The 15,158-nt window shown below is 55.6% G+C and carries 13 protein-coding genes; 3 read left to right on the top strand and 10 right to left on the bottom strand.

All coding sequences use genetic code 11. From position 1 onward, the window contains the following. Position 1: 1 nt before the first annotated feature. Together BMX75_RS05365 and speB are read left to right on the top strand one after the other, a co-directional pair. Positions 2 to 1,291 carry a M20 family metallo-hydrolase gene (locus BMX75_RS05365; RefSeq protein ID WP_092825896.1) on the top strand — a complete coding sequence of 430 codons (1,290 nt, stop codon included), beginning with the start codon at positions 2 to 4 and terminating at the stop codon, positions 1,289 to 1,291. Positions 1,292 to 1,301: 10 nt separating this feature from the next. Further along, positions 1,302 to 2,288: an agmatinase gene (gene speB, locus BMX75_RS05360; protein ID WP_092825894.1), complete on the top strand. Its 987-nt coding sequence runs from the start codon at positions 1,302 to 1,304 to the stop codon at positions 2,286 to 2,288. Between the two features lie 79 nt (positions 2,289 to 2,367). Here speB and BMX75_RS05355 read toward each other — a convergent pair whose 3' ends face one another. After that, complete coding sequence (locus BMX75_RS05355) at positions 2,368 to 3,672, bottom strand: MmgE/PrpD family protein (RefSeq protein ID WP_092825892.1); 1,305 nt, start codon at positions 3,670 to 3,672, stop codon at positions 2,368 to 2,370. A 420-nt stretch (positions 3,673 to 4,092) separates the two neighbouring features. Between BMX75_RS05355 and BMX75_RS05350 the strand changes: the two genes are divergently transcribed. After that, positions 4,093 to 4,953, top strand: coding sequence for a nitrilase-related carbon-nitrogen hydrolase (locus BMX75_RS05350; protein ID WP_092825990.1), 861 nt, complete (start codon positions 4,093 to 4,095; stop codon positions 4,951 to 4,953). A 9-nt stretch (positions 4,954 to 4,962) separates the two neighbouring features. On the opposite strand, the gene BMX75_RS05345 is transcribed toward BMX75_RS05350, so the two are convergent. From BMX75_RS05345 to BMX75_RS05310, 9 genes are all read right to left on the bottom strand, one after another. After that, positions 4,963 to 6,999, bottom strand: a complete 2,037-nt coding sequence (locus BMX75_RS05345; protein ID WP_092825890.1) for a CocE/NonD family hydrolase — start codon at positions 6,997 to 6,999, stop codon at positions 4,963 to 4,965. A gap of 68 nt (positions 7,000 to 7,067) precedes the next feature. Then, the gene (locus BMX75_RS05340; protein ID WP_092825888.1) at positions 7,068 to 7,964 is read right to left on the bottom strand and encodes a glycine betaine ABC transporter substrate-binding protein; all 897 of its coding nucleotides are present in this window, start codon (positions 7,962 to 7,964) and stop codon (positions 7,068 to 7,070) included. A 233-nt stretch (positions 7,965 to 8,197) separates the two neighbouring features. Next, the gene (locus BMX75_RS05335) at positions 8,198 to 8,977 is read right to left on the bottom strand and encodes an SDR family NAD(P)-dependent oxidoreductase (protein WP_175474696.1); all 780 of its coding nucleotides are present in this window, start codon (positions 8,975 to 8,977) and stop codon (positions 8,198 to 8,200) included. Next, the gene (locus BMX75_RS05330) at positions 8,977 to 9,936 is read right to left on the bottom strand and encodes a 3-hydroxyacyl-CoA dehydrogenase (RefSeq protein WP_245748351.1); all 960 of its coding nucleotides are present in this window, start codon (positions 9,934 to 9,936) and stop codon (positions 8,977 to 8,979) included. Before BMX75_RS05330 ends, BMX75_RS05335 begins: the two co-directional genes overlap by 1 nt. Next, complete coding sequence (locus BMX75_RS05325; RefSeq protein WP_092825884.1) at positions 9,933 to 10,820, bottom strand: N-acyl homoserine lactonase family protein; 888 nt, start codon at positions 10,818 to 10,820, stop codon at positions 9,933 to 9,935. The genes BMX75_RS05330 and BMX75_RS05325 overlap by 4 nt, the downstream gene beginning before the upstream one ends. A gap of 29 nt (positions 10,821 to 10,849) precedes the next feature. Further along, a complete protein-coding gene (locus BMX75_RS17945) occupies positions 10,850 to 11,392 on the bottom strand; it encodes a hypothetical protein (protein ID WP_139197148.1) in 543 nt (180 codons plus the stop codon). Continuing rightward, the gene (locus tag BMX75_RS05320; RefSeq protein ID WP_092825882.1) at positions 11,385 to 12,437 is read right to left on the bottom strand and encodes a LacI family DNA-binding transcriptional regulator; all 1,053 of its coding nucleotides are present in this window, start codon (positions 12,435 to 12,437) and stop codon (positions 11,385 to 11,387) included. Before BMX75_RS05320 ends, BMX75_RS17945 begins: the two co-directional genes overlap by 8 nt. A gap of 27 nt (positions 12,438 to 12,464) precedes the next feature. After that, a complete protein-coding gene (gene hisD / locus BMX75_RS05315; protein WP_092825880.1) occupies positions 12,465 to 13,787 on the bottom strand; it encodes a histidinol dehydrogenase in 1,323 nt (440 codons plus the stop codon). An 88-nt stretch (positions 13,788 to 13,875) separates the two neighbouring features. Beyond that, on the bottom strand, positions 13,876 to 15,117 hold the full coding sequence (locus BMX75_RS05310; protein ID WP_092825878.1) for a sugar ABC transporter substrate-binding protein: 1,242 nt from the start codon (positions 15,115 to 15,117) through the stop codon (positions 13,876 to 13,878). Positions 15,118 to 15,158: the final 41 nt, after the last annotated feature.

Genomic DNA, 15,158 nt, shown 5'->3' with positions numbered 1-15,158 from the left:
AATGGTCAACGAGCCTGCCTCATCCAACGATCCTGCCGCTTGTGATTCGCCTGCGATTGCGGCCGCCGTCAACCCGCAGCGACTGGCCAATGACCTGGCGACGCTTGCGATGATCGGTGCTCGCGAAGATGGCGGTGTGGCGCGTTTAGCGTTGGATGACAATGACACAAGGGCACGTCTCTGGCTTGTTGAACAGGCCAGTGAGCTGGGCGCTCAAGCGAGCGTCGACGCGATGGGGAACGTATTTCTCGATCTACCCGGCAGCGACCCCGAGTTAGCCCCTGTCGTGACAGGCAGTCATCTGGACAGCCAACCGGCAGGTGGCAAGTACGATGGTGCATTGGGGGTATTAGCCGGTCTTGAAGCACTTCGCGCGCTCAAAGCGGCGGGCTTTACCCCACGCCACCCTTTGTCCCTGGTGAGCTGGACCAACGAAGAAGGGGCGCGTTTCTCCCCAGGTACCTCCGGGTCAGCGGTTTTCTGCCATGTGCGAAGCCTTGAGGAAACAAGGCTGATTCAAGACAGTGAGGGCGTGACGATGGGGCATGCCCTCGATACGTGCTTGGCCGAAATGGATGCGGCCAACGTGCCGCGTCGTTCGTTGGCGACGCCTATGTACGCCTTTATTGAGCTGCACATTGAGCAAGGCCCCATCCTTGAGCGCGAGGGGGCCTCTGTGGGGGTCGTCGAGGGCATTCAGGGCGTTAGTTGGTTTGAAGTCACCGTCACGGGTACTGCCAACCATGCGGGCACCACACCGCGTGCCCATCGTCGCGATGCATTCGAGGGCGCCTGCGCGGTGGCAACCGCGCTACGGGAAGCGGCAAGGGATAGCGAAGACCGCGTGCGCTTTACCATCGGCAAATTCGATGTCAGCCCTGGCTCGGTGAACACAATTCCCGACCGCGTCACCTTCAGTATCGATTTACGACACCCCGAGGCAGCAACCCTCAAAGCATTGGAAGCCACGTTCAATGACATCACGCAACACACCTGGGCAGGTTGCCGGGTAACGCTTGCCGCGTTATCGCGCATTGAGCCGGTGGCCTTTCCTGACGCCCTGACGGCGCAGATTGACGCCGCCGCAGGTGAGCTTGGGATCACAGCACCTCGCTTGGTATCGGGGGCCTTTCATGATGCCATTCATCTCGCCAACCATTGCCCAACCGCCATGCTGTTCGTGCCTTGTCACCATGGTCTCAGTCATCACCCGGATGAACATACCGAACTCGATGACGCCGTCGTAGGCACGCAACTGCTAGCCGCCAGCTTGGCGCGCTTAAGCCGATAAGGAGCATAAAATGGTAAAAGGTACAGACGGTACCCGCCGAAATGCCGCCACTGGCGAACCTTACCTACCCCGCCACGAACCCCGTTATCGAGAGATCGCAAGCTTCCTGCGGGCCCCGCTTGCCGACAGCTTGGAAGCGCTGGATATTGCCTTGGTGGGCATTCCGTTTGATGGCGGTGTCAGCAATCGTCCCGGCACCCGCCACGGACCGCGTGAAATTCGCAACCAGTCGAGCATGATGCGTAGCGCGCATCACGTTACCGGACTGGATCCCTTTGCCCAGGCACGCATCGCTGACATCGGCGATGTGCGATTTTCCTCAATCTATGACCTTGAAAGAGTCTCTGATGATATTGCTGCCTATTACGCGGCCATTCGAAACGCCGGTGTTATTCCGCTGAGCGCTGGTGGCGATCATTCAATCACGTTTCCCATTTTACGCGGCTTAGCGGCCGACGGCCCCGTCGGCTTGATCCAGATTGACGCCCACACCGATACCTGGGACGAGTTTCAGGGATCAAAATTTCACCATGGCGGTCCGTTTCGCCTCGCCTGCGAACAGGGCCTGATCGACCCCAAGCGCACCGTGCAGATCGGCATTCGCGGTGCCCAGAACACGACGCAAGGCTGGGACTATTCTCATGACACCGGCATGCGCGTCATGTTTATGGAAGAAGTGGATGCGTTGGGTATTGACGCGGTCATCGCGGAAGCGCGTCGCGTCGTCGGCGATGGGCCGGTGTATCTGTCGTTCGATATCGACAGCATCGACCCCGCGTTCGCCCCTGGCACCGGTACCCCCGAGGTCGGCGGCCTCACCAGCCTGCAAGCACTCCAGCTCGTCCGTGGCTTCCGTGGTTTACCGCTCATTGGGGCTGATGTCGTAGAAGTATCACCCCCCTTTGATCCCAGCGGTATCACGGCACTGATGGGCGCCACTCTCATGTATGAGCTTCTTTGCTTGATGGCTGAAGGGGTTGATAATACAAGAACCTAAAGTCACTTTTGTCTTTTGCTGAGGACTGGCCGAGAAGCCGTCGTTGGCAATGGCCATAATCAAATTGCCCGTCATCGTTTCACGGCTTGCCAAGCAGGGCTAGAAGGTCGCTCGCGGGTCGTGTGTCGAGACTCATCACTACCTCGTGAATTCGTGTAGCTCGATCGCCCAGGACAGGTTTGGCCAGTGTTTGATATTTCTCAAGCAACTCCGCGTCCGACAGCGGCTTATCCGGATTACCTCGCGCCTCGAAGTTGGCACTTTCGATGATCTCTCCGTTGCTTAGGTGTAATCGTGCACATGCCCAGCGCTCAGCGGGAAAGCGGGCGTTGAAGTTCTCATCCTCATGAATCTCTACTTGGCTTGCAAGCGCCTTGAGGTCGGGCGCGTCGAGCTCGTCGCAGACACCCGCAACATCCACGGTACCCCGCCCGAGGGCGCATGCGACTGACCAGGGTAGGCTGTATTGAGCCTGCTCGGTGGTGGTCGGGTGCATCACGTGCAGGCGCTTGCCCTCGTGAAAAGTGATAATCTCGATGCGCGTGATGGTGGCGGGATCGCGTTTCGCTGCAGGCAGCGACAACACGGCTTCTACGGCGGGCTGGGCCCAGCGGCAGACCGGGTAGGCTTTGAAGTACTGCTCGTGGAGATACCAGCGCTCGCCGAGGTCTTGCCAGATCGCGGTCACGTCCGGTGCGGTAACAGTCAGCGCCGGGGCACCGGTGAAGCCGTCTTCGGCCAGCAGCGCCGCTGAGATCCCGGTCATTGCCCCCCAGCCGGAGCCGTCCTTGAGCATCGTGGGGTGGTCGATGCAGCGCATCATCTGGCTGCGCGGGCCATAGAACTCTGCGATACCCAGGGCATGATGCATGGTCTCGACATCAAGCCCGCGCAGGCGAGCGGCAACGGCAGCGACACCCAAGGCGTTCCAGGCGCCGGAGGTGTGGTAATCCGGACTGGTGGCGTGCAGGGCGATCCCCGCGCGGGTAGCAATCTCGTAGCCGTAGGCAAGCAAGGCGAGGAAATCGCGCCCGGAAAGTCCGTTGACCTCGGGCAGCGCCAGTAGCCCGGGTAACAAGGCGACGCCGGCGTGTCCCTTGGTGAGTACCTGGCCGTCGTGGGCGTCGAGCGCATCGATAAGCCAGGCTCCGTGTAGAGCGACGCCGGTTGGTGAGGCTTGGCCGTTGGCGAATAATAGCGGACGGTCACCGCCGTGCTGGGTGGTGACGAAGCGCGTGGCTTTCTCGGCGAGGGACGTGCGAGTGGCCCCGGCGGCCACCCCGAGCAGGTCAAGCAGGCATCGCTTGGCCTGATGCAGGTGGGCGTCGTCCAGCGCAGATAGATCGACCCCGTGCATCCAGGAGAGGGAAGGGTGATCGTGCATGTGAATGTCCTTTGTTGCTGGTGTTTGGCCCAGACTCGCTTGATAGATGGAAAAGTCCACTCCCCGCCAATGTGCTGAAACACATAGTATGAAGCTTACTTAAAATAATGTGTCCGAAGATAAGAACTCTAAAACTCGTTAACATTGAAAAAGTTATAACTCGATCCATTGGCATGGACTGCGCATTCGTGAAAAGTGTCTTGTTGAAGCGCTTAGGCGTTTCTATATAAGGCACTTTTTATAAGCTTGAATGTAAAGAGCATATCACGCTCTTCAGAGATATAACTGGTTACGTTATTCGGATATGTCATGCCATTTATTTGCGATGGTAATAGGCATTCGATAGGAAATGCATAGGTTTCACCGTATTCTCTTCGAGGATTATCCAGTGTTTTCGTGTTTCTTGCGGGAGGCAATATTTTGAGCATTTGCAGGACGAAATACCGGCTCGCTGCCGCCCAGATACAATGCTCGTTGGCTGATGTCGCGCACAATCTCGAGACGCATCGTCGTGTCATCGAGGAAGCCCGTCAGCGGGAGATCGATGTATTGGTTTTCCCTGAACTTTCCCTGACGGGGTATGACCTGGGCGTCCGTGTCCCGAAGGTTGCCATGCATCGCGATGATCCGCGTCTTGTCCAACTGGCTGAATCTGTCGGTAACATGCTGACAATAGTGGGTTTCGTCGAGCGCTGCGGTCGTGGCGAATATGCCAATTCCATGGCGTGCTTGTGCGCTGGGCAGGTCGTCGCCGTACACCGCAAGGTCAATCTCTGTACCTACGGTGGGCACGAGGAAGGCAAGCATTTCGGCAAGGGACAGTCGCTTACCGTCGCTGATGCCGACGGTCTTGCCTGTGGTGTGATGATCTGTGCCGACCTCTGGAATCCCGGCTTGGCCCATGCGGCCATGCTGGAGCGCCCAGACGTAATGCTGGCTCCGGTCAACGCGGCGACGGGTATGGTTGATGGCGATTTCGATGACGAAGGCAATTGGCTGATTTGCCTTAAGTTCTACGCCATGATGTACGCCACACCCATGGTCATGGCCCATCGCTACGGAGCGGAGGGCGACGCCTGGTTCTGGGGAGGGAGTTGCATCGTCGGCGTCGATGGCAAGGTGCTGGTGCGGGCCGGAGACGGCGAGACCCTCATCAGCGCCGACATCGACACCGACGAGATCGACGCCGCCCGTTTTGCGATGCCGACCCACCGGGACGCTGACACGCCATTGGTGGCTTCGCTGATGGCGCAGCGGCTGGAACGTGAGCGTCACGGCTGAGGGCGTGGCTTACACCCAGCGCCGGCGGCGTTGGGATTTCCAGCGTCGGTCGATGAAGCATTCGGTCTCATCAAAGGCCTGCAGACGTGCTTCCAGGTAGAACCATTCGGCATCGCAGCTCAGTTCCGCCCAGGTTTCGGTGTGGACGTGCCAGCCGTCGCGTTTGAAATCCTGACGCCAACTCTTGCTCATGATCGCGGTGGCTGGTGCATCGGGATGGATAGCATACCGCTCGTCGGCCGAGGCGATGTTGGTCAGGCCATGGTCGTAGGCGATCTCTCCGAAGTCGTCGATGATGGCGTGCCTGGTCCAGCCGTCGGTCAGCGAGTGAGTGACGTCCCGGGACTGTTCGCCCGGGCGTACGACTCGGTGTTGTAGGGGCCCCGAAAAGACCGCCGGTTCGAAATGTACTGTTGGCGTGTCTTGCGAGGCGCGCTGGGGCAGCGTGAGTTGAGAGTTGGCCTCGTGCAGGGTCAGCGTCACCGGGTAGGGGCTCGGCCAGACCAGCGGCCAGTAGGCAGTGGTCACTGAGACGCGAAGCCGGTGCCCGGCGGTGAAGCGGTAGCAGGTTTGATTCAGTGGCACTGCCACGTCGAGTGGTGTATCGAGTGGCACATCGGAAGGCGTGACGTGACTATTGCGGTGGCAAAGGTTGAGTACGCCGTAGGAAACGCGTTGCGACACGCCTTCGGGCGAGACATCGCAAATGCGGACAATCAAATTGGCGCGCGGCTGGTCGACGCTGACACGCAGGGATAGCGTGGGGCGCCCCAGAATTACCGTGTCGGACTCCAACGGTTCGGTGTCGTAGGTCAGTGAATGGGCGTCGTCGCCGCGCTGGTCGCCAGCAATCTCGGGGCCGCTGCTGTGGGGAATGTACTCACCGCATTGCAGGCCGTTGTCGGCGGGCGCACGCAGTTTGGCCATCTTGGGGCGAATAGCCCCGCTGTTCGTGTGTAGCGCGCCATTGCCGAGCACCAGGAAGCGCGTGGTGACGTTTGGGGTTGGCCACTGCGTTTCGGCGAGCCATTCGCCGGGCACTTCGCGCCGTTGCGGATCGGCCTCGGAAAAGGACGGACAGAATACGCGATATAGCGGTTCTTCCATGATGCCTGTGTCATGATCTTTCAGCCAGTGATCCCACCAGCGCAGCGCTTCCTGGAGAAAGCCGATGGTCGGCCCCGGCATCGCCAGGTGCGGATAGGCATGCGGCCAGGGGCCAACGATGCCACGCCTGGGGCAGGGCGCATGCTCGAGAATTTCGGCGACGAAGTTGACGTAGGCGTCGGCCCAGCCGGTAACGGCCAAGGTCGGCGTCGTCAGGCGCGAATAATCCTCGCACACCGAGCCATGGCGCCAGTAGGTATCGCGCGTCTGGTGATCGAACCAGTTCTCGGCAACGAAGGGTTGGTGGGCGAGCCGGTGCTGCCAGAGTTCGCGCCAGTCGTCGCGCAAGGCGGGGTCTGGCGGCCGCGACATGAAGGAAAGCGACGAGGCAGCCCAGCCGAAGTTCTCGTTGAGCACGCAGCCGCCCTTGTAGTGCACGTCGTCGTGATAGCGGTCGACGGTGGCGCCGACGGCAATGATTGCGCCGAGCGCCGGTGGCTGGCGAGTGGCCACCTGCAATGAGTTGAAGCCGCCCCAGGAAATGCCCATCATGCCCACGCGGCCGCTGCACCATGGCTGTTCGGCTATCCAGGCGATCGCGGCGACGATATCGTCCTGCTCGCTCGCCAGGTATTCGTCTTCCAGCACGCCGTCGGAGTCGCCGCTGCCGCGCAGATCGATTCGCAGCGCTGCATAGCCGTGGCCCGCGAAGTAGGGGTGCATGCGTTCGTCGTCGGCACTGGTGGCATCTCGTTTGCGATAGGGGATGCACTCGATGATCGCGGGCACGGGATGGGACTCGGCGTCCGTCGGCCTCCACATCCTTGCTGCCAGGTGGGTGCCATCGGGCAGCGGGATGAAAAGTGCTGGTTCCTCTACGACCGGATTTGGGAAGTCATGCACTTCCCGGGAGTCGGGTTGGCTTCCACTTGGAAACATGTGTCGTCCTGTCACTTGGGGCGATGCAAGCATCGCCCCCGGGAAAGAAGATGAGATCGGAGGAGAGTTTAGAGTAGGTCGTTTTCGTTCAGGAAGTCTTTCGCGACCCTTTCAATGCTCTGATCATCGACGTCGACTCGGCGGTTGAGGTCGATTAGCGTCGGATCGTTCAAGGCAGCGGACATGTCGTTGAGCAGGGTGCTCAGTTCGGGGTGGGCGTCGAGCGTTTCTTCGCGAACCACCGGTGCCAACTGGTAGACCGGGAAGAACTGCTGGTCATCGTCGAGCACCTCGAAGTTGAAGGCGCCATTGCGGCCATCGGTAGCGAATACCAGCGCCACATCGACTTCGCCTTCACGCAGCGCATTGTAGGTAAGCCCCGAATCCATGCGCTTGACGCTCGAGCGGGGAAACTCGAATCCATAAGCTTCCTGGAGTGGCCGCAGACCATCTTCGCGGGCATAGAACTCGGCATTAGAGGCGAGCGTCAGATCGGCACCATCGTTCATCGCCGCAGCTAGGTCAGAAAGGGTATGGATGCCGAGTTTTTCGGCCTCGGCCTCGCGCATGGCGAGGGCATAGGTATTGTTTGTGTCTGAGGGATTCAGCCAGACCAAGCCTTTCTCGGCGTCCAGACGCTTGGCAGTGGCATAGGTCTCGGCGGCATTATCGGGTTGTGGCTGGTCATTGAAGAGGATGACTGAGTTACCGGTGTATTCCCAATAGAGGTCCACTTGGCCGTTTTCCTGCGCTTGGCGCAACACTGAGGTGCCCAACCCCTCGCGCTTGTCGACGTCATAGCCGTTGGCTTGCAGCAACTGGAAGGTGGCAGAGGTGAGAATCAAATGCTCAGTGTAGTTTAGGCCGCCGACCACAATGGGGTCATCTTGTGCGTGTGCCGTCATGGTGGTGGCGGAAAGGCCCAGTCCCAGGGTGGTCAAGAGTGTCATGATGAGATGTTTCATAGCAGCGACATACCTCTATTTTTTTATGAAATACAACTTTCGTGGTAATTCAAAGTAGCACGCTTAGCTCTGTCGATTGATGAATATACGTTATACCCGCAATATTGGATCCTAAACGATAGCTGGGGACTCGGCGCTGCAAGAAAAGAAAATTGTGCTAATTCGTTTCGTGCAACAGCATCGGTTTGTCTAAGTCGTTAATAGGCGTTTCCAATTAGATTTCCCGAATAAAGCTATTCAGCCGTCCAACCGCCATCCACCAATATGCTGCTACCATTCATCATGGCTGCGGCATCAGAAGCCAAAAATACCGCTACCCCGACAATGTCACCTACCTCAGCAAGTCGGCCAAGTGGAATTTTTGCCAGGACGCTGCTGAGAAATTCGGGATCCTCAAACATAGGCTTGGTCATGGGGGTATCAACGAAAGTGGGGCAGATCGCATTGGTGCGTATGCCATAGGGCGCGAGTTCGACAGCCAATGCTTTGTTCAACCCTTCCAGTGCCCACTTCGAAGTACAGTAAAGGGTGCGGTTAGTGGCCCCGACATGACCCATTTGGGACGACATGTTGATGATAACCCCATTCTTTCCTTCTTGGCGCATTCGGTTAGTTACCACTTGAGTGGCGAAATAAACGGCCCGAACGTTGAGGTTCATCACAGTGTCGTAATCGGCAGTGGTAATGTCTGGCAGGGGTTTAGGTCGATTGGTACCTGCATTATTAACCAGTATGTCGTAGCTGGAACGACGATCAAGTGCCTGTGCCAGCGCTTCCACGTCGCTTACATCAGCGACTAACGTGTCGGCTGCGTATCCCGCTTGGCATAGTTGTTCCGCCGTTTCCTCTATCTCGGTAGCGGTACGTGCACACAGTGTTACCTCGGCGCCCGACGCTGCGTAAGCTTTGGCAATCGCATTCCCTATGCCACGGCCAGCACCGGTCACCAGGGCACGTCGTCCGTCCAGGCGGAAGCTGGGTACCAAACCGCTCAACTCTTTACCCGTTGTCATTATTGACCCTCTTGATGCTGCTTATGGGCGGCTAACGCCATCATTCGCCTGTCGCGCCAATTGCTTCGTTCTATGAGTTTCGACGCTGCCAAATGTTGACGACGCTCATGCTCTACCTTGCTAATCAGCTCATCACTCCAGGGCTGTGGATTGGTCCGCTCCTTGTCGATGGATAGGTAGAGATCACCCAGCCGTTGGGCATAGTCGCTAATGCCACCGGGTGCATTAAGATCAATCGTTTCGAAAGGGCCCATGAACGACCAGCGCAACCCTAGCCCCTTCGAAATGGTTGCATCGATGTCTTCAAGGGAGCAGTAACCTTCGTCGTATAGAGCCCATGCTTCACGCAGGAGAACCCCTTGTAAGCGGTTTAGTACGAACCCTTCCAGCTCACGATGTACTCGGATCGGATGTTGCCCTACGCGGTTCATGAGCTGATGGACAGCCTCCACCGTATCAGTGCTTGTCCAGCTGGCCGGGACCAGCTCCACAATGGGAGCGAGGTAAGGGGGGTTGACGGGGTGGGCAATCAGGCAACGAGCGCGGAATGAGATATCTTGGGTGAAGGCTGAAGCTGGGATACCCGACGATGACGAGCCCACTATAGTATGCGGCGCAAGGCAGCGTTCCATCGCTTTATAGATGTCCTGTTTGACGTCAACACGCTCAAGTACGGACTCTTGTACGTAATCAATGCCTTTTAGCGCTTCTGCAAGGTCATTGTGGTAACTGCAGCGCGCCAGCACTTCCTCTGGAGATTCTTGGATCAGGCCATATTCAGCAAGATCCCTGAGTGACTGCTGCATCCGGATTGGCGCATCCTTAAGTTGCTCAGGGTTCTTGTCATGAAGACGCACGGGCAAGCCTGCCCGTGCGAATACAATCGCCCACCCCAGGCCCACTAGACCAGTGCCTATTATGGCAATGGTCATACCCCCGGTTTGAGTATGTTGGCTCATGACACCACCGACGACATATTATCGGCCAGACAAATCTCACTGATGCGCAGGTTCTCTTTTGTGATACGTGAGGGGAAGCGGTCAGCAAGGCCCTCTTCGTGAATTGGAATGACACGTGTGTCATCGTAATCTGCTTGTTTCATCATCTCTTCGGTAGCCAATAACAGGTTCATTTGACTGCCAGTTGCCAGGCCCACAGGCGTATACATGGTATCCACCCCGACCACAGAGCCATCGTTTTTAATATTACTGAATTGATAGACAAGGTCTCCGGCTAGTACCCATGTGTCCTTAGAGTCCGGCTTGCCGTCATTGCGTACCGTGACCCACATGGAACCAAAAGTGTGACTGTCCTTGGCCAAATGAAGGTCGATGCCGGGGAGAACATCTTCGACTGACCCATCAACCGTACGTAGTTTTCCTTGGGCAGCAAGGTTAACCCCACGCAGAATATCGCTGGGATCTACCGCGATCAGCAGCCAGCGCAGCCGATCTGGCAACGATAACGCCCATACCCACTTTTCTATTTCTTCTCGCTGGATATAGAAGGTGGCATTTGGGAAATCCTCGACACTTCCAAAATGGTCAAAGTGAGCATGCGTGATAAAGATGGTATCGACATCCTCGGGTGTAAGCCCCATTTCTGACAAAACTACTTTTGGTGAGCGCCAGTTTTCGACACCAAACTTCTCGGCAAGATGTTGACCATAATCTTTATGGTTATAACCCACATCGACAAGCGCTACGTGATCATTGCTGCGTATCAGCACGTAGCAATAAGGTAGTTTTACATAGCCTTCGTTATGTGCGCCGTAGAGCACGCCACTTTTGTGGTAATTGGCAACGTAGCTATACTCCAGAACGTGAATTGAATAATTTGCCATGTTGTTCTCCTTATAGAGTTTTGGCAGGGCTAAGCACCCTTTGATACGCCACAGCTACAGCAAGCGTGGCTAAAATCAACCGGACTAAGGTTTGCACCAGGTTCTGATGTGGCGATAAAGCATTGTTGTGATTTGTTTAATTGACGCATTACATGACGGGTGTCTATATCGTCGAATATGTTGCGTTGATGAGTGCCGATGCGGTCGATACTTTTGCTGACTTGTTGGAGGTGTTGGCACATCTCATAAAGCGCCCCGTGGTGACGCACCGCTTTATGAGGGACCTGAATAGCGCGTAGTTGCTCTGCGCAGTCGTCAAGCTGCTTCTTTGCCAAATTGAACATGCTGTGATCCAACGGCAACTCTCGCTGCTGGCTCGACAAGTACAATAGAAAGATTCCCGATAGTTGCGCCATCACGCGCCCTAGCGAGTCATAGACAGGTCTTATGCCAGTGAGGTAATGCGCTGTTTCGGGGGAATAACCTGGCGGCGGTACCGTATTTAAAGAGTCGGTACTATCCTGGATTTCCCAGATATCACACTGCGCTGCATGTATATTGGTATTATTCATTAACCCTCCCATCAGCTAGATTTGCCGAGCCACGAATGATCAGCTCTCCCGGCATAAAGTATTGCTTTGGCGTCGCAGAACGGTTTTGTTGAAAGCGCAGTATTTCGGTTATGACACAATCGATCATGTCGTCCATCGGTTGACGAACAGTGGTTAAGTCGTGCGAAGGCCATGACGCTAACGCAATATCATCGAATCCTACGATCGCAATGTCCTCTGGGACCCTGAGTCCCAGTTCACGCCTGATACAATCACTGGCCCCGACAGCAATGATATCGTTGGCGCAGAAAACTGCGTCAATGCGTTGATCCCTGGCATAAAGCTGCCGCATCCCGGCATAGCCGTTTTCATAGGAGAAGTCACCCCCGGAATAGATAACAGGATCAGGTAGGCCAGAGGCAGCAATGCCCTCCAGATAACCTGCTAAGCGGTCCACATTCGTGCTTGCCGTTGCCAGCCCCTCAATGAAAGCCAGATGCCGGTAACCGGACTGGGCAAGACGCTCGGCAACCAGCCTGCCACCGGCGGTGTTGTCACAGCAGATAGCACTTGCGCTGGCTCCTGCAACATAGCGATTGAAGAGGATGACCGGTGTGTTGCTGTCATTAAATTCTTGTAGATAATCTGCTTTCATAGTGGCAGCAAGCAGGATTGCTACATCCGGGTTGATTTCCTGCAATGCAGGTACCGAATCTTCTACTCCATCGTCTGAAGTGAAAATCATTGTATGCAGTTTCATCTTTTGCAAACGACGTGAAAGCTTAACGAGCACCTCGGGGTAGAAAGGGTTGGTAATATTGTTTACGAACAGAGCCACAACACCACTGCGCTGACGAATTAAGCCTCGAGCGAAGAAATTGGGTCGATAGCCCATTTCCTTTGCTTTCCTCATGACGCGCTCTCTGGTTTCCTTCGCGATTACAGGGTCATTGGCAAGCGCTCGGGAAACGGTAGAGACGGAGACGCCTGCCTCAACTGCGATATCTTTAACCGTAATACGGCTGATATCGGATTGCTTAATGCTCTTTTGTTCGGCGTCTACCATGTCTCGTTTCCTTAGGTTCTGTTGATGTTACTTGTGTACAACGGGGGCAGCGGTGCCATAAGGCACGTCAACGCCACCATAACGGCGCACACGAATATTGCACTGTTCTGCATGGCCCACGAAACCTTCCAGCATACAAAGCCGGGAGCCGTATTCACCCACCATAGTGGCCGCTTCGTCGGTGAGAATCTTTTGGTAACTATGCGTCTTGAGGAATTTGCCGACCCAGAGTCCTCCCGTGTAGCGTCCTGCTTTCTTTGTTGGCAGGGTATGATTGGTACCGATAACCTTGTCACCATTGGCGACGTTGGTGCGAGCGCCAAGAAACAGAGCGCCATAAGCGGTCATGTTCTCCAGGAACCAGTCATCTCTATCCGTCATGACCTGAACGTGTTCACTTGCTATATCGTTGGCCACTTCAAGCATTTCTTCGTACGTATCACAAAGGACGACTGCCCCGTAATCTTCCCAGCTTTTTGCTGCTGTTTCAGCGGTGGGCAAAATGCTTAGAATCCGTTCGACTTCAAGCAACGTTGCCTCGGCCAACTGACGGGAGTTGGTCACAAGAACGGCTGGGCTGTTATACCCATGCTCTGCTTGCCCAAGGAGGTCCGTGGCACAAAGTTCGGCATCTACGGTTTCATCGGCGATTACCATGGTTTCAGTCGGCCCGGCAAACAGATCAATTCCTACACGACCGAATAGCTGGCGCTTTGCTTCGGCCACGAAGGCATTACCTGGCCCTACCAACATGTGTACCGGCGACAATGTTTCAGTACCGAGGGCCATGGCACCGACTGCCTGGATACCACCTAATACATAAATTTCGTGCGCGCCCCCAAAATGCATAGCGGCTATGACCGCAGCATTAGGGCGGCCTTTAAATGGGGGCGTACAGGCGACTATGCGGGGTACCCCGGCGACAGATGCTGTAGCCACAGACATATGCGCACTGGCCACCATGGGGAACTTGCCTCCAGGTACGTAACAACCTACAGACTGAACCGGAATATTTTTGTGGCCAAGAATAACGCCTGGTAAAGGCTCAACTTCGAGGTCGAGCATCGTATCCCGTTGTGCCTGGGCAAATTGCTTGACTTGCGCCTGGGCAAACTTGATGTCAGACAGTTCCTGAGGTGATAACTCATCGATCAAGTTATTAATTTCATCTTGGGTAAGTTTGAAACTGGGTGGCGTGTAGTTATCGAATTTTTCTGATAACTCACGCACTGCTTCGTCTCCGCGTGATTCAATTTCACTTAGTGTCGACTCAACAATTGTGCGGATCTTTGTGTCGTCCTCACTAATTTCAGATTCAGCCTTACCATGCTTTAAGTATTCGATAGGCATATTGTTTATCTCTCAAAAGTTTAAATGTGTCTATCAGTTTTAATTAGATTAAGAGCCATTGTCGCCTAAGCGACAATGGCTTATAGCCTTAAGGTGAAACAGTTGGTTCCACAGTGGTTAATTCATAGAGGTTCTCAGGAGCATCACAGTTTCGGCAGTTGATGCCGGGTTCATTAGGCGCGTTTTCAATCACACCTGCTGGTAGCGGCTGGATGGTCGCGCCAGGAGTGGGTGTTCCCTCTAGCGCTGAAGCCAGTGACAGTTCAGGAAGCAGTTCAGGATTGAAAACTTCGGTCACGAAAGAGCTTGGGACTTTGTCTCCAGGGAAAGTGTTACAGCCGTCCTCGAAGGTATCCCCTTCACAAAGCTTGACGTCATCAGCTGTAACCCATGGGAGTGGGTATTGTATATTTCGCTGATCTTCCGGAAGCTCATCACGCTCGCCTTCCAGCATCTCCATCATCAGCTTAAAAGCAAGGCCGGATTGGGCAGGAGGGGAACCGGCGGATACGCCAGAGAGACCTTTTGCCTGGTATTCTTCATTGGCCAGCGCCAGGCGGAAGCCGTTAGAATTTTCGCCCGTCATGGGGACCAGGCGGTTCTCGTCTGCCTGTAGAAGCGCTTGAATGGCCCCGTATTCACCTGCCTGTGCCCAGATGCCGTCAACATCTGGGTGCGCTGCAAGTGCTTTGGAGGTTTCTTGCTGCGTAGTTCGGTCATCCCAGTTACTGTAGTACTCGGCAGCGATCTCAATTCCGGGGTATTGATTGAAGATATGCATGGCCCCATTGGTATGGCGCTCATCGACCGAGTTGCCCGGAACTCCTCGTGATAGGAAGATCTTTCCTTCACCCCCCAGTTCGTTGACCAACGCCTGAGCCGTATTCTCGCCAAATCCGGAGGTGATATAGCTAACGTTATAGGCGCACTGTTCAGTGACTGTCGCGTCATACATAAAGAACAGCACGCCTTGTTCACAGCCATGCCTAACTGTTCTATTCAGTGCGTTGGAGGATATGGGAAAGCTGACGATGCCGTCTGCCCCGTTAGCGATCATGCTCTCGTAGTCGGAGATCTGCGATTGTGGATCTGTGCCAGAAATGACCTCAACGAGTTCCACGGTCTCGTCGTACGGTGGGGTCTTGGCGAGTGCCTTGACAATATTAGCCGCTTCACTTTGCCAGGAGTTACCTGAGTAGCTGAGGGAAAGGTAAATCAACCATTTCCCGTCTTCGGTCTTGGCTTCAGCGGGCTGCATTCCTGCGGCTAGCATGGAGACGCCTAGAGCAGTAGCTAGCGTGATGTGCTTTTTCTTTGTAATTAATGACATGTTGACCCCCGGGTCAGTTGTCTTGAGATTATAGCTAGAGC

The organism is Vreelandella subterranea, assembly GCF_900111305.1.
GTDB classification, from domain to species: Bacteria; Pseudomonadota; Gammaproteobacteria; order Pseudomonadales; family Halomonadaceae; genus Vreelandella; species Vreelandella subterranea.
Note: the sequence above shows the minus strand (reverse complement) of the source record. Positions and strands in the feature narration are given on the sequence as shown.